Here is a 20291-nt window from a genome sequence, read left to right on the forward strand (position 1 = left end):
CCCGTCAGCCGGGGTGGGCGGCCGTCGCGGTCACGTCCAGGGTGAGTTCGAAGACGCTGCCGCCGAGGCCGCGCATGGTCGTCACGCCGAAGTCGGTGCGGTTCACCTTCGTGCGGGCCCGCACGGTGAAGCCGTCGCCGGCGCGGGCGGCGGTTTCGATGTCGAGCGCGACCTCGCGGGTGGTCTCGCGCACGGTCAGCTCGCCGGTGAGCTTCCAGGCACCGTTGTCGACCGCGATCCGGCCGGAGATGAACTCGATCAGCGGGAACCGGCCCGCGTCGAGGTAACGCGGCGAGCGGACCTCGTTGTCGCGCTGGCTGTTGCCGGTGTCGAAGCTGGCCACGTCGATGGACGCTTCGGCGAGCGAGTCGGTGATCGGGTCGGCGACCTGGATGGTGCCGGCCCGGATGCTGAACCGGCCGCGCACCGGCGCCAGCCCGAACAGGTGACGACCGGCGAGGCCGACCACCGAACTGGCCGGATCGATGCGGTAGGTGCCGGGCGCGGGCAGTTCGACGGTCGTCATGCCGCCATGATTTCCCGATCCGTACCGGAAAACCATTAGGGAGTCGGCTGAATCGCCGTCAGCCGATCGGTGGATGTGCCGCCGCGCCGGTGGGTAATTCGGCCGTCCGTTCGGGACTCGATTTGGTGAATTCTCGACTTGCCAAGCCGGATCGAGAGGAGTTCCCGTGGCCGGAGAGTACCGAATCGAGCCAGCCGAGGTCCGCAGCATCACCAGCACGGTGCGCGAGCTGGGATCCACGGCCATGGAGACCACCAGAGACCTCGACCGGCTGGTGCTGGACGGCCTGGCCTTCGCGCAGATCGGCGGCTCGGTGGCCGGGGCGAACGCGAACCTGCAGCAGCAGCTGGTCAGCGGCCTGAGCCGGTTCGTCAACCTGGTCGAGGACCTGACCGAGAAGCTCAAGTCCGCTGTGGACGGTTACGACGACGCCGACCGCGCCACCGCGCAGGGCTACGGCGGCGGCAACGGCGAGGTGCAGCCGGCACAGGCGCAGGGCGGCGGCGGTGCCGCCGCGGGCGGCAATCCCGACCAGCTCGACCCGCGGGTGGTGGAGTCGATCATGCGCTCCGAGGGCGCGTCCGGCGAGCAGGGCGGGCGGCAGGAGGCGTACGGCTTCCGCGAGGGCAACGGCACCGCCTACCGCGAGATCATGGAGGCGCGGCGGTTGCACGGCCAGGGCAGCGCCGAGGAGATCGCGGTGGTCACCCGGCACATGTCGGAGAGCGCGCGGCAGGCGGGCGCGCTGAACTTCACCGATCCGGGTGTGCAGGCGGCGATCATGTCCGGGGCGCACATGCGCGGTGTCGGCGGCGTGCAGGCGATCCTGAACTCCATGGCGGGTGCGGACATCGTGCGCAGCGGCACCCTGAGCCCGGAGACCATCCAGCACATCCAGGGGCTGTCCTCGGAGCAGTTCCAGCAGCAGTTCCGCGACACGCGCCTGGAGTACGACCGCGAGATCTACGGAGACACCACCACCCGCCAGGGCGGCCAGGTGCAGAACTGGTGGGACCGCTACGGCAACGGCCTGACCCAGCGGTACGACCGCGAGCAGCAGGAGTTCCTTGGCCTGGCCCGCTGATGGCGCTGCGGATTCACGTGCCGAGGCGGCGCGAGGTGAGCGGGTCGCGGACCAGCAGCGTGGAGCCGTCGGTGAAGTCGAGCCGGACGACCGGCGCGGACGGCACGCCGCACCCGGCCGGTTCGGCGGTCAGGCCGCGGATGCTGGACGCGGGCACCTCGCTGAACGTGGTGAACGGATTCCTGGCGGCATCGGCGGCGGCGTCGGCGAGCAGGCGGGTCGGGTAGACCACCGCCGCCCGGTGCGAGGTCAGCGTAAGCCGGGCGTCGCCGCGGGTGTGCGCGAAGTGGTCGGCGAAGCGCACCGCGTCCTGCTCGGGGCGCGTGGCGTGCGCCCAGAACGCGACGGTCGGGTCGTCGGCCCAGTCCGCGCCCGCGGTCCGCATCGTCCAGTCGGCCGGGCGCGGCCACTTCAGCTTGCCGAGCTTGACCTCCGGCACGTCGCCGAGCGGTTCGTGCGGCAGCCGGAGTTCGCCGTCCAGCAGTACGCCGGTGTAGCCGTTGATCGGCGCGCAGGCGAGCACCAGCCGTTCACCCGGCCGAAGCCAGTGCCCGGTGACCTCCTTGGTGACGATCTTCAGCTCGGACTCGGCGGTCGTGGTCTCCCAGGCGGGCCCGGCCACGCCTCGCACGAAGTCGATGCCCGAACCGTCCACAAGGGACACCCGGGTGGCGCGCACCCCGGCGATCTGCGCGCCCGGGATCTCCGCCGCGGGCACAAACGCCTTGGGAGCCACCGGTTCGCCCTCGACGTTGTCGCCGAACTTGGTCCGGGTGTCGGTGATGATCCGGCCGACCTTCGCCAGCCCTCTGCCGAACCGCGAAGCCTTGCCCAGCAACGAATCCTCTGTGGACGGAGGCTCATCGACCGGCGGCTGCTCGGTGAACACGACGAGCCGCTGCGAGGTCAGCACCCACAACCGCAGCAGCCCCCGGCTGATCGACGGCAGCGTGCTCAGGTGCTGGTGCGCGAGGCACCCGGCCTGTGGCCCGAACACCACCACGTCCGCGGGCGGCGGCTTGTCCGGCCCGTTTTCCGACCCGAGCATGCCGGACACCACTTCACCGGCGAAGTCGCCGACCGCCCCCAGCCCTCGCCCGACGGCGCTGCCCTTCGGCTCACCGACCGGCGTCAGGCGCTTGATGTCGTAGTAGTGCGTGCGCGCGAACCCCGCCCACACCACGGTTTCCCCGGGCCGGACCAACGCGCGGGCGTGCGCGCCAGGCCCGAGCGCCCGGTGCAGGTAGTTAGAGGGCACGCGAATAGGGCATGCCAGGAACCACCTCGATCACGACGGCCATCCACCGACCCTATTCGCGCGCCCTCTTACTCAGACCGGCAGCTTGCGGAAGATCGGCCGCGGCACGTGGCGCAGCGCCGACATGACGAACCGGAACGGCGCGGGCGACCACACCAGTTCCTTGCCGCGGCGGGCCGCGTCGACCGCGGTGGCGGCGACCTGCTCGACGTCCGTGGTCAGCGGCGCGTCCTTCATGCCCTCGGTCATCTTCGTCCGGACCTGGCCCGAGCGGACCACGGTGATCTTGATGCCGTGCGGGGCGAGCGCCTCGCCGAGGCCGAGGTAGAAGCCGTCGAAACCGGCCTTGGTGGAGCCGTAGACGAAGTTCGACCGGCGCACCCGCTCACCGGCCACAGAGGACAGTGCGATGACGGTGCCGTGGCCCTGCTGCTTCAGCTTCTCCGACAGCGCCACGCCCACCGAGACGGCGGCGGTGTAGTTCACCGTGGCCGCCTCGACGGCCTTGGCGTGGTCCTGCCACAGTTCCTCGGCGTCACCGAGCAGCCCGAACGCGACCACCGTGACGTCGATGTCCCCACCGGCGAAGGCCTGCTCGATGACCGCGGGGTGCGAGCCGGTGTCCTTGGCGTCGAAGTTCACCGTGGACACCTCGGCCCCGGCGTTCTTCAGCCGCTGCGCGGCCGCTTCCAGCCGGTCGGACGGCCGGGCCGCCAGCACCACCCGCAGCGGGGCGGCGCTCAGGTACTTCTCGGCGATCGCCAGCGCGATGTCCGAGGTGCCGCCGAGCAGCAGCAGCGATTGCGGGTTTCCCACGGCGTCGATCAAAGTCCCAGCCTCCGGCTCATGTCGGACGCGAACACGCCCTCGGGGTCAACGGAATTGCGGATCTTGCGCCATTCGTCCAGGCGCGGGTACATCTTCGCGAAGGTCTCCGGCGCGGTGCGGGAGTCCTTCGCCGTGTAGAGCCTGCCGCCCGCCGCGAGCACGTGCTCGTCCAGCTCGGTGCAGAACCGGCCGAGATCACCCCGGATGGGGAAGTCCACGCTGAGCATGAAGCCCGGTGACGGCCAGGACAGCGGCGCCGGGTTGGCGTCGCCCATCCGCTTGAACACGTTCAGGAACGAGTAGTGGCCCGACTCGGCGATCCGCAGGCACAGCCCCTTGAGCTGCTCCTCGGCCCCGAACGGCACGGAGAACTGGTACTGCAGGAAGCCCTTCGAACCGTAGCCGCGGTTCCACTCGCTGAGCATGTCCAGCGGGTGGTAGAACTGCGTCAGGTTCTGGATCTTGCCGCGCAGGCCCTTCTTCGGCACCGTGCGGAGCCAGACGTTGCCCGCCAGCGTGGTGGTGAGCTTGTTGACCAGGCCGCTCGGGAACACGTCCGGCAGGGTGAGCAGCTGCGGCGCGTCGAACTTCAGCGGGTCGGCCCGCAGCTTCGGCGGCAGGTCGTCCAGCTTGGCCAGCGAGCCGCGGGAGAAGGTGGCCCGGCCCAGCCGCTCGTCGCGGCTGATCAGGTCCGGCACCGACATCGAGTAGTCGTAGTTGCGGTCCGAGCCGTTGGTGAGCAGCTCCAGCGTCTCGTCCAGGTTGTTCGTGCGATCCGCGTCGACCACGAAGTACGCGGTCTCGGTCTTCTTCATCGAGATCCGCGCGCGCAGGATGATGCCGGTCAGGCCGATCCCGGCCACGGTCGCCCAGAAGAGTTCCGCTTCGGGACCCTCCGGGGTCAGCGTGCGCACCTGGCCGTCCGCGGTGAGCAGCTCCATCGACAGCACGTGGTTGCCGAAGCTGCCCGCGGAGTGGTGGTTCTTGCCGTGGATGTCGTTGGCGATGGCGCCGCCGATGGTCACCTGGCGGGTGCCCGGCAGCACCGGCACCCACAGCCCGTGCGGCAGCGCCGCGCGCATCAGCTGGTCGAGGTTCACCCCGGCGTCCACGTCGACCACACCGCTGTCCGGGTCGATCGAGTGGATCCGGTTCAGCGCGGTCATGTCGATCACCAGGCCGCCGGCGTTCTGCGCCGGGTCGCCGTAGGAGCGGCCAAGGCCACGTGCGATCACTCCGCGGCCGCCCGCCTGGGCAACCGCCTTGGCGATCAGGTCGGCATCGGGCGTGCTCAGCACTTCGGCGACGGTCGGCGCGGTGCGCCCCCAGCCGGTCAGTGTCCGCCGCTCGGTCTGGAGTTTCGGGCTCGGATGGCTCACCCGGACCAGGGTAGCCACCGCCCCATCACGGGCCTTTAACCAACCGCTTCTACACTGGCTGCCGTCAATGACCCCAGGTCGATGAGGTAGCGCGGTGGTGGCAACCGAGCCAGAGGCGGTCCCGGACCGATCGGCCACGCCCGGATTACTGGGCCAGCTCGTCCGGTTCGTACTGATCGGCGGCTTCTGCGCGCTGGTCGACTCCGGGCTCTACTGGCTGCTGCTGCAAGCCGGGACCTGGGTGCATCTGGCGAAGGCCGTGAGCTTCATCGCGGGCACCACCACCGCGTACTTCCTGAACCGCCGGTTCACCTTCAACGCCGGCAGCACCGGCGGAGCCGGGCAGGTCGGCGGTTTTGTCCTGCTCTACACGGTCACGTTCTTCGTCAACGTCGGCGCGAACGCGCTGGCGCTGAGCCTGCTCCCCGATTTCCGCTGGCGGGTCGCGCTGGCCTGGGTGATCGCCCAGGGCATGGCGACGACCATCAACTTCGTGATGCTCAAGTGGGTCGTGTTTCGCGAGAAGTCGTGACTCAGTGACCGTCTGTGAAGACTTCACAGACTCAACCTGTACTTTGTGACCGCGTGTTGGAATCCCCCTTGGAGGACTGAGGATTAATGCCCGGTAAAGCAGTGACCGGACAGCCCGGCGGCGCGGCGGTCAAGGACCCGGCGGCGCCGAACGGTACCCGCCCGAACGCTTCCGGTGAGGAGCAGACGGTGTTCTCCGAGCGCGCCCCCCAGGATCGGCTGCTCGCGCAGCGCGGCCTGTTCGCCGGCCCGTCCGACGTGGTCTCGAAGGACCTCTACGCCGAAGTGACGCTGGGCGTGGCCGCCCGCCGTCGCGCCGGCGTCACCCTCGAGCCGTCGGCGCAGGTGTCCGGCAACACCTACTTCGGCCGGTTCCCGGCCAGCTACTGGCAGCGCTGGACCACCGCGGACAAGGTGCGGGTGGAGGCCACCGTCACCGGTGACGGCCTGCTCACCATCGGCGCCTCCGACTTCGACGGGGAGCACCGCACGGTCACCGCGCGGGAGATCACCGGCGCGGACGCCACCCACGTCACCCTCGAAGCCAAGATCGACAAGTTCTACGACGGCGGCGCGCTGTGGCTGGACCTGTCCACCGAGGCCGGGCAGCGGCTGACCGTGGAGGGCGTGCGCTGGACGGTCGACTCGCCGGAGCAGATCCGCCCGACCGCGGTCACCATCTGCACGATGAACCGCGCCGACGACTGCCTGTCGAACCTGCAGGCGCTGGCCGGTGACCTCAACTCGCTGGAGACCCTCGACGCGATCTACGTCGCCGACCAGGGCACCGACCGGGTGGAGACCCGCGAGGGCTTCGCCCAGGTGGTCAAGGACCTCGGCGACAAGCTGCACTACATCACCCAGCCGAACCTCGGTGGCGCCGGCGGCTTCACCCGCGGCCTGTACGAGGTCGCCGGGCACACCGAGACCGAGCATGCCAACGTGCTGTTCATGGACGACGACGTGCTGCTCGAGCCGGACCTGGTGATCCGGCTGACCGCGTTCTCCAACCGCGCCGCCAACCCGATCATCGTCGGCGGCCAGATGCTCAACCTGCTGCACCCGGACCAGCTGCACGTCGGCGCCGAGTACGCCCGGCTGAACACGCTGGAGCCCGGGCAGCCGGTGGAGCACTCGCTGAACACCGCCGACCTGCTCGGCGTGGACGAGGAGACCGGCAAGCCGAACCGCCAGGAGCGCCGCCTCGACGCCGGGTACAACGGCTGGTGGTCGTGCCTGATCCCGTACGAGGTGGTCAAGGAGATCGGCTACCCGCTGCCGTTCTTCTTCCAGTGGGACGACGCGGAGTACAGCTACCGCGCCCGCGGCAAGGGCTTCCCGACGGTCACCCTGCCCGGGGCCGGCGTCTGGCACGCCGACTTCGGCTGGAAGGACTGGGACGAGTGGCACCGGTACTTCAACCTGCGCAACTCGATCATCACCGCCGCGCTGCACAGCCCGTTCAACCTGAACCTGCTCTCGCGCGTGCTGGTGGCGCAGCTGGTGCGGTACCTGCTGGGCATGCAGTACGGCCTGTCGGCCACGCTGATCAAGGCGGTCGAGGACTTCCTCGAGGGCCCGGAGGTCCTGCGTGACGGCGGCGTCGCGGCGATGAAGGAGATCCGGCGGATCCGCGAGGAGTACCCGGAGACCAAGCGCCACAAGGCGACCGAGGTGCCGGGCATCGCGTCCTCGGACATCGGCATCATCAACTCGGCGCCGCGGCCGAGCCTGCAGCGGATCATCCTGCTCAAGCGCATCATCGACCGGCTGCTCGGCAAGCACCGGTTCGGCCTTGGCGCGGTGCCGAACGACGAGGCCAACTGGTGGCACATCTCGCTGTTCGACACCGCCGTGGTGACCGACGCCTCCCAGGAGGGCGTGCGGGTCCGCAAGTACGACCGGGACCGCATGTTCGAGCTGGGCAAGCGCGGCGTCAAGGTGCTGCAGCGGCTGCGCAAGGAAGGCGCCGCGGTGCAGGAGCAGTACAAGCGGGCCATGCCCGAACTGACCAGCCGCGAGAACTGGACGCGTCTCTACGAGCTGTGAGCTAGTGAGTTCCGCCCATGGACTTAGGTTAGCCTAAGTCCATGGGCGATTTTCTTGAGCGGGCCCGGCGCATCGCCGACGAGGTGTTCTTCCCGGCCGCCAACGCGGTCGACGCCAGCGGCGAGGTGCCACCCGGCCACTTCGACCTGCTGGCCGAGGAGGGCTTCTACGGGCTCGCCGCGCCCGCCGAGGTCGGCGGCCCCGGCCTCGAACTGCCCGAGATCGTCGCCGTGCTGGAGACGCTCGCCGGCGGTTGCCTGAGCACCACCTTCACCTGGATGCAGCACCACGGCGTGGTGCTCTCCCTCGCGTCCACGCCCAACACCGACCTGCGCGACCAGCACCTCGCCGCCGCGCTCAAGGGCGAGACCCGCTTCGGGGTCGCCTTCGCCGGGGCCATTCCGCCGGTGCCGCGGCTGCGGGCCGAACGCGTCGACGGCGGGTTCCGGCTGCACGGCGAGGCCCCGTTCGTCAGCGGCTGGGGTGCGGTCGACCTGCTCCAGGTCTCCGCCCGCGACGGGGACCAGGTGATCAACGGCCTGGTCGAGCCGGCCGCCGGGCGCACGCTGCTGGTCGAGGGCCTCGACCTGGTCGCGGCGCAGGCCACCAGCACCGTCCGCCTCGAATTCGACGGGTACGAGCTGCCGTCGAGCCAAGTGGTCAGCGAGATCACCCACGAGCAGATGCTCGCCGGGCAGGTCGTCGGCTCCCGGCTCAACGGTTGTGTCGCATGCGGCCTGACCGGCCGGATCATCCGGCTGCTCGGCGACACCGAGCAAGCCGCGAAGCTGCGTGCCGAACTGGATGACGTCCGACGCCGCCTCGACGCCGGGATGGCGGACCTCGAACTGCTGTACCCGGCTCGCGCGGCGGCTTCCGAACTCGCCCACCGCGCGGCCGGCGTGCTGGTCACCGCCACCGGCAGCACCAGCGTGCTCCGGGCGAACCACCCCCAGCGGCTCGCCCGCGAGTCGGTGTTCACCCTGATCGCGGCCTCCCGCCCGCAGACAAAAGCCGCCCTGCTGGACCTCCTCGTGCGCTAGTGCAGCCCGAAGACTTTCCCCTTGCGCTGGAGGTCTTCGACGTAGGCGGCGGCCACCTTGCCGTAGTGCACAAAAACCGTGGTGCCCTCCTTGGTCCGCACCGCGTCCACCGAGCCGTGCTCCAGCTGCAGCCGGAGCCGCTTCTGGAACTCGACGAGGTCGACGTCCGGTTCGAGGGCGAAGACCAGCGGCTCCCCGCCGGTGGCCAGATGGACGACGAGTGCGGGCCTGGATTCGCTCATGGGACCAGCACAGCAGCGTTGATCAGGCACGGACAAGGCGGTTCGCTGACAGCGGAGAGCTGGGGTGGGCTAACGTGCTGTGGCGAGGAGTTCCACGCGTAAACCGGGGGAAGAGGAAATGGCCCACTCGTTCTCGCTGTCGCTGGCGGCGGTGGACATCCTGCTCGAGCACACCCGCCTCGGCCGCGCGCCCTTTCCCTTCCAGGTGCCGCACATCGGCACCACGCACACCCAGCGCGCGCAGGTGCGCGACGCGGTCTTCCGCGACCTGGAGTCCCGCGGGATGCTGCGCCGCGGCCGCCTCGACGGGGACGTCGAAATCGCACTGGGCACCTTCGTCCGCTCACCGGTGGCGATCACCGCGGCCGCACAGCTCGAAGGCGGCAAGCGGTTGTTCGCCCGGTCCGCCACGAACGGCCAGTTCGGCGTGATGGTCCGCCAGGACGAGAACCTGCTGGTCTTCGAAGAGGCGCGGCCCACCGGCGTGGTGCCCGCCATCGTCGACCTGCTGCCGATGGTCCCGCCCGGCCCCGGCCAGTCGGTGACCATCGCCAAGCCGGCCGCGCGCCCGAAGCGCCCGCGTGGCGGTGACGAAGGCTACGACCCGTTCGCCGGGGTCGCCGCGCCGCGGTCGCATTCGGTGGCGCCCCCGCAGCTGCGCGCGGTCGAGCGGATCTTCGAGAAGCCGAAGAAGCGGACCGGCCAGTTCACCGCCTTCGTCCGGACCCAGGAAGGCACCGCGGTGAACCTGGCCCCGATCGCCTGGTTCGACAACGAGGACGGCCGCTACTTCAGCACCATGCGCCAGGCCGCCGACGGCCAGCAGTGGCTGACCTACGCCCCGGCCGACAACGCGCGCATCGCCCAGCAGCTGTTCCAGCAGCTCGAGGGTCATCTGTGAGCGTGCTCATTTGCACGCGGAACCGTTCGTGATTCACCAGCGTCGGAGTGCTGAGTAGAATCCCCGTGGGCACAGCTGTCAGCAGGTGAGGAGTGGGGCCGGGATGATTCCCGCTGAAGGCGCGTTCTTGAGCATGAAACCGCTCGCGGGCGCGATGAACGCCGACGCGATCGCCTCCACCAAGGCCGAGACCCAGAAGCTGGTCGACGCGGCCAAGTCCGGTGCGTTCAAGATCGAAGAGGGCGCCGTCCACGACATGATCGCTTCAATCACCAAAATGCGGGACCAGCTGCTGAAGCAGATGGCCATGAACTCCGCCCTCACGCGGATCCCGCAGCTCGGCAGCCACGACTACGGGCACACCGTGGCCGCGCACGACCAGAAGGGCGCGGACAACGAGGCAGGCTCGGCGAACGTGGTGCTCCAGCAGTTCGACCAGGTGCTCGTGCAGGCCACCGAAGCGCTGCAGCGCGCCGCGGGCATCTACGACGAGACCGAAGCGACGGCCCAGTCCGACGTGGCCACCTACAACGTCTGAGGGGAACTTAGATGACCACGCCGTCCTCCGCGCCGAAGTCCCCGCAGGAACTGCAGGAGATGTCGCCCTCGCAGCGCGACGCCTACCTGCAGCAGCAGGCCGCCAACGGGGTGCCGCAGGACAGCTGGCTGCTCGGCCCGATCCTGGAGATGCAGGCCAGGATGAAGGCCCAGGAGCAGGCCGACAAGATGGGCGAGAACAACGTCAAGACGTTGACCTCGGGCAGCGACGTCCAGTACGTCGAGGGCCTCAAGCCGTCCGACGCCGACTACCTCGGTCACGACCACGCCCAGATCAGCGGGTACGTGAACAACAACCTCAAGCCGGAGCAGATCGTCGAGGTCTCCGACGCCTACCACCAGCTGCACAAGGACTTCAAGGACTTCGCCACCTCGCTCGGTGACGCGGTGAACAAGTCCATGGGCGCGTGGGAGGGCGAGGGCGCCAGCTCCGCGCGCAAGTACTTCAGCAGCCTGGCCACCTGGTCGGACGGCAACTCCGAGAACGCGAAGCTGGCCTCGGAGGTGATGTTCCAGCAGGCGGACGCGGCCACCAGGGCGAAGAACAAGATGCCCGAGGAGATCCCGTTCGACTGGAACACCGAGATGGAGAAGTGGGGTGGCAATCCGCTCGACCTGATGTCGAACATCAACGAGTCGATCGACACCTACCACAAGAGCCAGCAGGCGCACACCGAAGCGGCCGGCGTGATGGCGGACTACGACAAGGAGCTGTACGAGGCCGCCTCGAAGCAGCCGGTGTTCGCCGAACCGCCGAAGTTCGACACGGGCGGCGGTGGCTCGGTCACCCCGCCGGGTGGCAACGGCAACGACGGCACCAGCGGGTCCGGCTTCAACGGCGGCTCGGCGGGCAACATCCCGGGCGGCGGTTCCGGTGCCGGTGGTGGCTCGGGCTCGGGCGGGATCGGCAGTGGCTCGGTGGGCACCCCGCCGCCGATGCAGGACGGTTCGAAGATCGGCGCCGGTTCGCTGCCGTCGAACACGAACCCGGCCGGTTACCAGCCGCCGAACTTCAGCAATCCCGGCGGGCAGAACCTCAACACGACCAACCCCAGCCCGTACGCGCCGATGCCGATGGGCGGCATGAACCAGTTCGGGCCCGGGGGCGGGGCCGGTGACTACAACAGCAAGATCGGCCGCGGTGGTGGCGGCGGAGCCGGTACTCCCGGCTTCGGCCCCGGTGGCGGCGGTTCCTCGTCCGGTGCCGGAATGGCGAAGCCGGGTGGTGTGGGTGCGGCCGAAGCCGCCGGTCGCGGCATGGGCGGTCCCGGTGGGGCCGGTGCCGGTCGTGCCGGTGGCATGGGCGCCGGTGGCATGGGTGGTGCCGGTGGCCGTGGTGGCCAGGGCGAAGAGGACCAGGAGCACACCAGGCCCGCCTACCTGCTCGAAGGCGACCCGGACGAGATCTTCGGTACCGACCAGCGCACCGCGCCCCCGGTGATCGGCGAGTAGCGGGAGCAGTTCGAGCCGCTTCCGCCCGGTGGCACCGAGGTGGAGCTGGAAATCGGCGACACGCTGGTCTGGGCCGAGGAAAGATGCGCGGTCAGTAGCGGAAGAAGTGCTCCCGCTGTCCCTGGCGCACCAGCTTCAGCCACTGCACAAAAGCCTTCGGATCCCGCTTCACGCCGATGAAGTAGAGGCCGAACCGGACGATTTCCAGCGCGCCGATCTTCCGCATGCCCGGCTGCGACAGCAAGTAACCGCGGTTCCGGTACGTGTAATACCGCTTCACCTCGTTCGACGGGTCCTGCGCGTGGAACCGCCCGCCCAGCATCGGCTTGAACTCGTCCGAGCCGTCCGGGTGCAGGTACGTGGTGCGCAGCGAGGTGCCGAACGGCAGCCCCGAGCGCACCAGCCGCCGGTGCAGTTCGACTTCGTCGCCGCGGAAGAACAGGCGCAGGTCCGGCACGCCGACGACGTCCAAAGTGGACGAACGGAACAGCGCGCCGTTCATCAGGGAGGCGATTCCCGGCAGGAAGTCCTCGCCCAGCTCCGAAGCCGAGCGCTTCCAGGTCAGGCCGCGCCGCAACGGGAACGCCAGCTTGTCCGGGTTCTCGATGTTCGTCACCACCGGCGAAACCTCGGCGAGATCGCGTTGCTCGGCGACCTCCAGCAGCACCGCCAGCACGTTCTCGTCCGCGGGCCTGCCGTCGTCGTCGGCCAGCCACACCCAGTCCGCGCCCAGCGAGAGCGCGTGCAGCATGCCCAGCGCGAAACCGCCCGCCCCGCCGAGGTTCCGGTGTGACGGCAGGTAGGTGTAGGGCAACGGGAACCCGGCGACCACGTCTTCGGCGGACTGGTCCGGCCCGTTGTCCACGACCACCAGGTGGTCCACCGGCCGCGTCTGCGCGGCGATGATCTTCAGTGAGTCCGCGAGCAGTTCACGCCGGTGACGCGTGACCACCACGGCCACCACCGAACCCGCCGCCAGCGCTTGCTCCACGTCTACTCGCCGCCGTTCCCGCTCAGGACCGGGGCCTGCCCGATCCGCTCCAGCGCCTCCTGGCTCAGGCTCTGGAAGGGATCCCGGCCCTTGTAGGCGGTGAGCACCTCCCGCAGGCCACCGTGCTGCTTGACCTCACCCTCGTCCATCCAGATCGCCGAATCGCAGAACTCGGCGAGGAATTCGTCGGAGTGGTTGGCGAAGACCAGCAGCCCCGAGCGGCGGACCAGGTCCTTGAGCCGGTCGCGCGCCTTGGCCATGAACGCCGCGTCCACCGCGCCGATGCCCTCGTCCAGGATCAGGATCTCGGGATCGATCGAGGTGACGATGCCCAGCGCCAGTCGCACGCGCATACCCGTCGAATAGGTGCGCAGCGGCATCTGGAGGAAGTCGCCGAGTTCGGTGAACTCGGTGATGTCGTCGACCCGCTTCTCCATCTCCTTGCGCGTCATCCCGAGGAACAGGCCCCGGATCATGATGTTCTCCAGGCCGGAGATCTCCGGGTCCATGCCGACGCCGAGGTCGAACACCGGCGCCACCTTGCCGACCACGCGGGCCGAACCGCGGGTGGGCTCGTAGATGCCCGAAAGCAGGCGCAGCAGGGTGGACTTGCCGGCGCCGTTGTGGCCGACCAGGCCGACCCGGTCCCCTTCGGAGAGCGAGATCGTCACGTCGCGCAGCGCCTCGATGATCGGGATCCGGCTGCCGGTGCCGATCTTGCCGCCGACCTTCCCGATCACCTTCTTCTTCAGCGAGCGGGTTTTCGCGTCGAAGATCGGGAAGTCGACGTAGGCGTTGCGAACTTCAATGCTGACCATTGTTTCCTGTCACACCCAATACGAGACGCGGGCACGGTAGTTGCGCATGGCGACCAGCGCCAGCGCCCAGCCGACGATCGCCATCCCGGCGACCGCGAGCCAGCTGTAGATGCTCAGGTGCTGGCCCAGCAGCGGCGCGCGGACCACCTGGACGAGATGGTAGATCGGGTTGAGCTGGATGATCGGCAGCACGGTTTCGGCCAGCTGGTGCCGGTTGCCGCCGACGGCGCTGACCTGGTCCAGCGGCCAGACGATCGGGGTCAGGTAGAACAGCAGCTGGACCAGCGCGTTGATCACCTGGGGAATGTCGCGGAAGCGGGTGGAGATGATGCCGAGCAGCATGGTCACCCAGCCCGCGTTGATCGCGACCAGCACGAAGCCGGGAATGGCGAGCAGGATGTCGAAGCCGATGCCGGGGTGGCAGGTCCAGGCGGCGTTCGCGCCACCGCAGGTGCCGTTGCCGGTCAGCGTGTACGGCCCGCTCAGCGTGCCCACGTAGATCAGCATGATGATCACGTAGACGATGATGTTGTGGGCGAACATCAGCATCTGGCGCCACACCGTGCGCAGCGCGTAGACCGAAAGCGGCGAGGGCAGCTGCTTGATCAGCCCCTCGTTGGAGATGAAGCACTCCATGCCTTCGGTGAGGCAGCCGCTGATGAACGTCCAGACGATCAGGCCGGTGGCCACGTACGGCAGGAAGGTCGCCACCGGCGCGCCGAACAGGACCGCGTAGAGCACCCCGAGCCCGAGCGCGATGACACCCTGGCTGATGGTGATCCAGAACGGGCCGAGCACGGAGCGGCGATAGCGCTGCTTGATGTCCTGCCAGCCGAGATGGCTCCAGAGCTCACGATTGGCGTAGCCCTGCCGGAGATCGCGGATGGCGCGCTTGAACGTGCGGCTGTCGGAGACCGCAGGGGGCGCGGGAACCTGTTCGATGGTGCTGGTGGCGTGCACGAGATACGAGGGTACCGACGAGCTCGACCTGACTGAGACCAGCCCTCACCGCCCGCCGATGCGGACGATGACCTGCTCGTCGGAGTAGGTGTAACCCTCATAGGTGAATTCCACGCCGGTCGCGCCGACGTACTCCATCCACGCCCGGTATTCGTGCCGCTGCCAGCCCGGATAGTTGAAGAACTCGTCGAAGACCACGATGCTGCCCTCGATCAGCCGCGGCCCGACCAGGTCGAGCACGGTCTTCGCCGAGCTGTACAGGTCGCCGTCCACGTGCAGGAAGCCCACCGGGCCGGGGTGCTCCTCGAGGAACTTGGGCAGCGTCTCGTCGAACCAGCCGGGCACCAGCTCCGCGCCGGAGACGTCCGGCAGCCCGTCGACGGTGAAGGTGCCGGCGGGGAAACCGTTGCGCCAGTCCTCGGGAAGGCCCTGGAACGAGTCGAAGCCGTACACCTCACCGTTGCGCGCGGCGGCGATGATCTTCAGCGTGGTCCCGGTGTAGACGCCGAACTCCAGTGCCATGCCCTCGGCCGGGGCCAGGGTGAGCGCGTGCTCCAGGGTGGCGTGCGGATCGCCGAAGTGCGGGGCGGTCGGCATGTGGTTGCGCACGAAGCGGTTCGCCTCGATCGCGGCTTCCTGGTCGGCCGCGTAGACGATGTCCCGCCTGCTGCGGACCTCGAACTCGACCAGCCGGTCGAAGGCGTGCTTCGCGTCCTGGCGCAGCTCGTGTTCGAGCCGGTCGAGGCGCTCGCGCTGCTCGTTCTGGAACGGTTCCATCACCTCGGCCATGGCGCGGATGAACTTCTCGCGCATCGACCGGCGCACTGCTTCACCTCTGAGCAGCTGATGGATTCTGTCGCGCACCGCAGGGGCCTCCCTCGTTCGCAGGCTCGGCTGGTGGGGTCCGGGGTCCCCAATCGCCCCGATGCCTAGGCCGCGCCGAAAGCCAGGAGTGTACGCACGCGCCGACTCGCCGTGAACCGGTAGTTGAGTTATAAGGCCCGTTGCCCCCGCCACTGGTGCATCCGGTGGAGCGGGGGCCGGGCCGTCAACCGCCTAGAGGTACTGGCCGGTGCCGCTGATGCCGGGCCCGGGGTTCTCGCCGCCGCCGGTCGAGGCCGACGCGCCGGGCGGCAGCCCGCGCCGCATCTGCTCCAGCTGCACCCGCGCGGCCATCTGCTGGGCGAACAACGCGGTCTGGATGCCGTGGAACAGCCCTTCCAGCCAGCCGACCAGCTGGGCCTGCGCGATCCGCAGCTCGGCGTCGGTCGGCGTGGTGTCCTCGGTGAACGGCGAGACCAGGCGTTCCAGCTCGTCGCGCAGCTCCGGCGCGAGCGCCTGCTCCAGCTCCTTGATCGAGGTCTCGTGGATCTCGCGGACCCGGTTGCGGCTGGCGTCGTCCAGCGGTGCCGCGCGAACCTCTTCGAGCAGCTGCTTGATCATCGTGCCGATGCGCATCACCTTGGCGGGCTCTTCGACGAGGTCACCAACGGTTTCGTTCTGCTCGGCCTCTTCGCTCGGCGCGATCCTGGCCGTGCCGACCGGGGACCCGTCCGGCCCGACCACCACGACGTGCTGGGCGGACTCGCCGTTCGTGTCTGCTTTCGGATGATTCGGCTCGGTCATGCCCCCGAGCCTACTGGTCCGTGGCTGGTCACGCGGTTCGCAGGCCAACCCCGGAGCACACCGTGATTCCCGGGCTCCGTACCGTGTGCCCATGGCCTTCGACGTCGCTCGGATTCGCGGGTTGTTCCCCGCGCTGGGTGATGGCTGGATTCACTTCGACGGAGCGGCCGGGATGCTGGTGCCCGAGCAGGTCGCCTCGGCGGTCTCCACCGCGATGCGTGCCCCGGTTTCCGGGCCCGGTGGTGCTTTCCCGGCCTCGCAGCGCGCGGAGAGCATCGTGTCGGCGGCCCGGCGGGCGGTGGCCGACCTGGTCGGCGCGGAGCCGTCCGGGGTGGTGCTCGGCGCGAGCGCGTCGGTGCTGATCCAGCGGCTGGTGGACGCGCTGTCCGAGCGGTGGACCATCGGCGACGAAGTTGTCGTCTCCCGGCTCGACGAGCAGGCGAACCTGGCGCCGTGGCGCCGCGCGGCCAAGCGGGTCGGCGCGGTGGTGCGCTGGGGCGAGATAGACATCGAGACCTGCGAGCTGCCCGCCTGGCAGTACGAGAACCTGGTGTCCGCGCGCACCAAGGTGGTCACCGTGACGCTGGCCTCGGGCTCGGTGGGCACCCGGCCCGACGTGCCGACGATCATCGAGTTCGCCAAGCGGGTCGGCGCGCTGGTGGTGGTGGACGCCACCTACGCGGCCCCGTTCGTGCCGCTGGACCTGCAGGAGCTGGGCGCGGACATCATGGTGCTCTCGGCGCAGGCCTGGGGCGGTCCCGCGGTCGGCGCGCTCGTCTTCCGCGATCCGGAACTGCTGGAGCGGCTGCCGTCGGCCTCGCTGGAGGCCAACGCACGCGGCCCGGCCCGGCTCGAACTGGGCCCGCACGCCTATCCGCTGCTCGCCGGGCTGGTCGCCTCGGTGGACTATCTGTCCGGTTTGGACGATGCCGCGATCGGCTCCCGGCGGGAGAAACTGGTCACCTCGCTCGGTTCGGCGAAGTCGTACCACGCGGGCCTGCTGGCCCAGCTGAGCACCGAACTGCGTTCGCTGCGGCACGTGATGGTGATCGGCGACGCGATGCGCCGGATCCCGTCGCTGGCCTTCACCGTGGCCGGCAAGAAATCGCCCGAGGTGGCCGAATACCTTGCCTCGCAAGGACTTTGCGCGTTCGCCGACGACGGCACCAGCGGGGTGTTCTGGGCGCTGGGAGTCGGCGAGGTCGGCGGAGCGGTCCGCATCGGCCTCGCCCACTACTCCAACGTCTTCGAGATCAACCAGCTGGTGCGCGTCCTCGAAGAGCTGCGCTAGGACCGCGCGGCGAGCAGGATCTTGCCGAACACGCCGCCCTCGTCCAGCGCGGTGTGCGCGGTGCCGGCTTCGGCCATCGGCAGCACCTGGTCCACCACCGGCCGCACCTCGCCGCGTTCGATCAGCGGCCACAGGTGCTCGCGGACCGCGCTGACGATGCGCGCCTTGTTCTCCAGCGGCCTGCCGCGCAGCCCGAGGCCGGTCACGCTGGCGCGCTTGCCGAGCAGGGTGCCGAGGTTCAGCTCGCCCTTCACCCCGCCCTGCATGCCGATCACCATCAGCCGCCCGTCCGGCTTGAGCACGTCCACGTTGCGGCCGAGGTAGGACGCGCCCATGTTGTCCAGGATGACGTCCGCGCCACCGGTTTCCGCCCGCAGCACCTCGACGAAGTCCTGGTCGCGGTAGTTGATGGTGAGGTCGGCGCCGAGCTGGCGGCAGCGGTCGAGCCGGTCCGCCGAGCCCGCGGTGACCGCCACCGTCGCGCCGAGCGCCTTGCCGACCTGGATCGCGTGCGTGCCGATGCCGCCGGCGCCGCCGTGGACGAGCAGCACCTCGCCCTCGGCCAGGCCCGCGTGCATGACCACGTTCGACCAGACCGTGCAGGCCACCTCGGGCAGTCCGGCGGCGGCGATCAGCTTGACCTCGCCCGGCACCGGCAGCAATTGCCCGGCGGGCACCACCACCTTCTCCGCGTAGCCACCACCGGCGAGCAGTGCGCACACTTCGTCGCCGACGGACCAGCCCTCGACGCCCTCGCCCAGCTCGGCGATCACGCCGGAGCACTCGAGGCCGATGATCTCGCTGGCCCCCTTCGGCGGCGGGTACAGGCCGCGACGTTGCAGCAGGTCCGCGCGGTTGACCGCGCTGGCGGCGACGTCCACCAGCACCTCGCCGGTGCCGGGTACGGGATCGGGCACCTCGCTCCAGCGAAGGTTCTCCGGGCCGCCTGGTTCGGTGATCGTGATCGCGTGCATACCGTCGACCATAAACCCACAATGTCGATTCGTTACCGGCGCCGGTAAACAACGGTTAAACGGTCACTGTCGCGGAATCCAACGAATGCATCTTGACCAGGAACGGAAAACAGCTGAAGGTGATGCGCACTGCGGTAACCGGCTGTGTCGGGGGACATGCGGAGCCGGCTGCCGATTCCACGTGAGATTGGGGAACCGCTCGATGTCATCCGTGAGAAAAAAGCTCGCGCCCGCGGTCGCTCTGGCCGCCTGCGCGGGCTTGGCGCTGGGCACCGCCCCGGCCGCCGGCGCGCAGGCGCAGGCGGCACCGGACGGGCCTGCACTGGCCAAGCAGCTGGTGAAGAAGGTCGACGTAGGTGGCGTGAACCGGCACCTGATCGCCCTCCAGCGCATTTCCGACCAGAACGGCCGCACCAGGGCCGCCGGCACGCCGGGTTACGACAAGTCAGCCGAGTACGTGGCGGGCAAGCTGGAGGCCGCGGGCTTCACCGTGACCCGCCAGCAGTTCCCGTTCACCTACTCGGAGACGCTCGCCGAGAGCCTCGAGGTGGCCGGGGCCGACGTGCCGATCATCGTGATGACCTACAGCCCGTCGACGCCGGTCGGTGGCATCACCGCGCCGCTGGCCGTGGTCCCGTCGGACGCCACGCCCGGCTGTGAAGCGACTGACTACAGCGGGGTGACCGGCAAGATCGTGCTGGTCTCACGCGGTGCCTGCTCGTTCGCGCAGAAGCAGCAGGCGGCCTCGGAAGCCGGTGCGGTCGGCGCGATCATCTACAACAACACCGATGGCGACCTGAACGGCACGCTCGGTGACCCGGCGTCGGCGAAGATCCCGACCGGTGGCATCACCAAGGCCGCCGGTGAGTCGCTGGCCGGCCAGAACGGCGCTTCGGTCACCCTGGAACTGCGCACCATCCAGGAGGAGCGCAGCACCTACAACGTGATCGCCGAGACCAAGACCGGCCGCAAGGACAACGTGGTGATGGCCGGTGCCCACCTGGACAGCGTGCCGGGCGGCGCCGGGATCAACGACAACGGCACCGGCTCGGCCGGCCTGCTGGAGACCGCGCTGCAGCTGGGCGGCAGCCCGAAGGTGAACAACGCGGTGCGCTTCGCCTGGTGGGGTGCCGAGGAGTTCGGCCTGGTCGGCTCGGACTACTACACCGCGCAGCTCAGCTTCGAGCAGCAGCTGGACATCGCGCTGTACCTCAACTTCGACATGATCGGCTCGCCGAACGCCGGGTACTTCGCCTACGACGGCGACGACTCGGCCGGTGAGGGCTCCGGCCCCGGCCCGTACGGTTCGGCCCAGATCGAGCAGCAGTTCGTCGGTTACCTCGGTACCCAGGGCGTCGCGGTGGAGGACACCGACTTCAGCGGCCGGTCCGACTACGGCGGCTTCATCGCGCTGGGCATCCCGGCCGGTGGCCTGTTCACCGGTGCCGAGGGCGTCAAGACCGAGGCGCAGGCGGCGAAGTGGGGCGGCAAGGCGGGCGTGGCCTACGACCCGTGCTACCACCAGCCGTGCGACAACCTCGGGAACGTGGACCGCAAGGCCCTCGACCGCAACTCCGACGCGCTGGCCTGGGTGACCGCCACCTACGGCATCAGCACCGAAGAGGTCAACGGGGTCAGCCCGCAGGGTGCGAAGAACCAGAAGAAGGTTGCTGACCAGCGGAAGTCGCAGCGCAGCCTCTCGGCCCACGCCGAGCACACGCACGACGTCGCGGCCTGATCGGCAGCTGTTCCAAGGGGGCCGTGAGCCGGGTGCTCACGG

At 69.4% G+C, this 20291-nt stretch carries 20 protein-coding genes; 9 read left to right on the forward strand and 11 right to left on the reverse strand.

Annotation, left to right across the window (positions count from 1 at the left end; translation table 11 throughout):
* Window positions 1-4 precede the first annotated feature (4 nt).
* Complete coding sequence (locus tag YIM_RS01200; protein ID WP_194240005.1) at window positions 5-526, reverse strand: YceI family protein; 522 nt, start codon at window positions 524-526, stop codon at window positions 5-7.
* Between the two features lie 166 nt (window positions 527-692).
* Here YIM_RS01200 and YIM_RS01205 point away from each other — a divergent pair, with 166 nt between their 5' ends.
* Window positions 693-1610 carry a hypothetical protein gene (locus YIM_RS01205; protein WP_153028579.1) on the forward strand — a complete coding sequence of 306 codons (918 nt, stop codon included), beginning with the start codon at window positions 693-695 and terminating at the stop codon, window positions 1608-1610.
* A gap of 13 nt (window positions 1611-1623) precedes the next feature.
* Here the strand turns inward: YIM_RS01205 and YIM_RS01210 are convergent, their stop codons facing one another.
* The 3 genes from YIM_RS01210 to YIM_RS01220 all read right to left on the reverse strand — a co-directional run bounded on the left by YIM_RS01210 (window position 1624) and on the right by YIM_RS01220 (window position 5075).
* Window positions 1624-2868 (reverse strand): hypothetical protein, encoded by a 1245-nt coding sequence (locus YIM_RS01210; RefSeq protein ID WP_153028580.1) that lies wholly within the window; start codon window positions 2866-2868, stop codon window positions 1624-1626.
* A gap of 72 nt (window positions 2869-2940) precedes the next feature.
* Window positions 2941-3696, reverse strand: a complete 756-nt coding sequence (locus YIM_RS01215; RefSeq protein WP_153028581.1) for a decaprenylphospho-beta-D-erythro-pentofuranosid-2-ulose 2-reductase — start codon at window positions 3694-3696, stop codon at window positions 2941-2943.
* On the reverse strand, window positions 3693-5075 hold the full coding sequence (locus YIM_RS01220; protein ID WP_194240006.1) for an FAD-binding oxidoreductase: 1383 nt from the start codon (window positions 5073-5075) through the stop codon (window positions 3693-3695). Before YIM_RS01220 ends, YIM_RS01215 begins: the two co-directional genes overlap by 4 nt.
* 94 nt (window positions 5076-5169) lie before the next feature.
* On the opposite strand from YIM_RS01220, the gene YIM_RS01225 reads away from it, so the two are divergent.
* The 3 genes from YIM_RS01225 (at window position 5170) to YIM_RS01235 (ending at window position 8698) form a co-directional block, all read left to right on the forward strand.
* On the forward strand, window positions 5170-5607 hold the full coding sequence (locus YIM_RS01225) for a GtrA family protein (RefSeq protein ID WP_153028582.1): 438 nt from the start codon (window positions 5170-5172) through the stop codon (window positions 5605-5607).
* 86 nt (window positions 5608-5693) lie between these two features.
* Window positions 5694-7655 (forward strand): glycosyltransferase, encoded by a 1962-nt coding sequence (locus YIM_RS01230; protein WP_153028583.1) that lies wholly within the window; start codon window positions 5694-5696, stop codon window positions 7653-7655.
* A gap of 41 nt (window positions 7656-7696) precedes the next feature.
* Entirely contained in the window at window positions 7697-8698 is a 1002-nt protein-coding gene (locus tag YIM_RS01235; RefSeq protein WP_153028584.1) for an acyl-CoA dehydrogenase family protein, read from the forward strand.
* Here YIM_RS01235 and YIM_RS01240 read toward each other — a convergent pair.
* Window positions 8695-8940, reverse strand: coding sequence for a hypothetical protein (locus tag YIM_RS01240; RefSeq protein WP_153028585.1), 246 nt, complete (start codon window positions 8938-8940; stop codon window positions 8695-8697). The two genes, YIM_RS01235 and YIM_RS01240, sit on opposite strands and share 4 nt — an antisense overlap.
* A gap of 118 nt (window positions 8941-9058) precedes the next feature.
* Here YIM_RS01240 and YIM_RS01245 point away from each other — a divergent pair, with 118 nt between their 5' ends.
* From YIM_RS01245 to YIM_RS01255, 3 genes are all read left to right on the forward strand, one after another.
* Window positions 9059-9841 carry an ESX secretion-associated protein EspG gene (locus tag YIM_RS01245; RefSeq protein ID WP_153028586.1) on the forward strand — a complete coding sequence of 261 codons (783 nt, stop codon included), beginning with the start codon at window positions 9059-9061 and terminating at the stop codon, window positions 9839-9841.
* Between the two features lie 133 nt (window positions 9842-9974).
* Window positions 9975-10379, forward strand: coding sequence for a hypothetical protein (locus YIM_RS01250; protein WP_228005109.1), 405 nt, complete (start codon window positions 9975-9977; stop codon window positions 10377-10379).
* Window positions 10380-10390: 11 nt separating this feature from the next.
* Window positions 10391-11851 (forward strand): hypothetical protein, encoded by a 1461-nt coding sequence (locus tag YIM_RS01255; protein ID WP_153028588.1) that lies wholly within the window; start codon window positions 10391-10393, stop codon window positions 11849-11851.
* Between the two features lie 91 nt (window positions 11852-11942).
* On the opposite strand, the gene YIM_RS01260 is transcribed toward YIM_RS01255, so the two are convergent.
* From YIM_RS01260 to YIM_RS01280, 5 genes are all read right to left on the reverse strand, one after another.
* Entirely contained in the window at window positions 11943-12842 is a 900-nt protein-coding gene (locus YIM_RS01260) for a glycosyltransferase (protein ID WP_153028589.1), read from the reverse strand.
* 2 nt (window positions 12843-12844) lie between these two features.
* Window positions 12845-13660 carry an ABC transporter ATP-binding protein gene (locus YIM_RS01265; RefSeq protein WP_153028590.1) on the reverse strand — a complete coding sequence of 272 codons (816 nt, stop codon included), beginning with the start codon at window positions 13658-13660 and terminating at the stop codon, window positions 12845-12847.
* A gap of 9 nt (window positions 13661-13669) precedes the next feature.
* Window positions 13670-14620: an ABC transporter permease gene (locus YIM_RS01270; RefSeq protein ID WP_153028591.1), complete on the reverse strand. Its 951-nt coding sequence runs from the start codon at window positions 14618-14620 to the stop codon at window positions 13670-13672.
* A gap of 45 nt (window positions 14621-14665) precedes the next feature.
* A complete protein-coding gene (locus YIM_RS01275) occupies window positions 14666-15433 on the reverse strand; it encodes a class I SAM-dependent methyltransferase (RefSeq protein WP_153028592.1) in 768 nt (255 codons plus the stop codon).
* Window positions 15434-15676: 243 nt separating this feature from the next.
* The gene (locus tag YIM_RS01280) at window positions 15677-16246 is read right to left on the reverse strand and encodes a bacterial proteasome activator family protein (protein ID WP_153028593.1); all 570 of its coding nucleotides are present in this window, start codon (window positions 16244-16246) and stop codon (window positions 15677-15679) included.
* A 91-nt stretch (window positions 16247-16337) separates the two neighbouring features.
* On the opposite strand from YIM_RS01280, the gene YIM_RS01285 reads away from it, so the two are divergent.
* Window positions 16338-17537 (forward strand): cysteine desulfurase-like protein, encoded by a 1200-nt coding sequence (locus YIM_RS01285; RefSeq protein ID WP_153028594.1) that lies wholly within the window; start codon window positions 16338-16340, stop codon window positions 17535-17537.
* Here the strand turns inward: YIM_RS01285 and YIM_RS01290 are convergent.
* On the reverse strand, window positions 17534-18511 hold the full coding sequence (locus tag YIM_RS01290; RefSeq protein ID WP_153028595.1) for an NAD(P)H-quinone oxidoreductase: 978 nt from the start codon (window positions 18509-18511) through the stop codon (window positions 17534-17536). The two genes, YIM_RS01285 and YIM_RS01290, sit on opposite strands and share 4 nt — an antisense overlap.
* A 202-nt stretch (window positions 18512-18713) precedes the next feature.
* Between YIM_RS01290 and YIM_RS01295 the strand changes: the two genes are divergently transcribed.
* Window positions 18714-20249: a M28 family metallopeptidase gene (locus YIM_RS01295; RefSeq protein WP_153028596.1), complete on the forward strand. Its 1536-nt coding sequence runs from the start codon at window positions 18714-18716 to the stop codon at window positions 20247-20249.
* Window positions 20250-20291: the final 42 nt, after the last annotated feature.

The organism is Amycolatopsis sp. YIM 10 (assembly GCF_009429145.1).
Taxonomy (GTDB): domain Bacteria; phylum Actinomycetota; class Actinomycetes; order Mycobacteriales; family Pseudonocardiaceae; genus Amycolatopsis.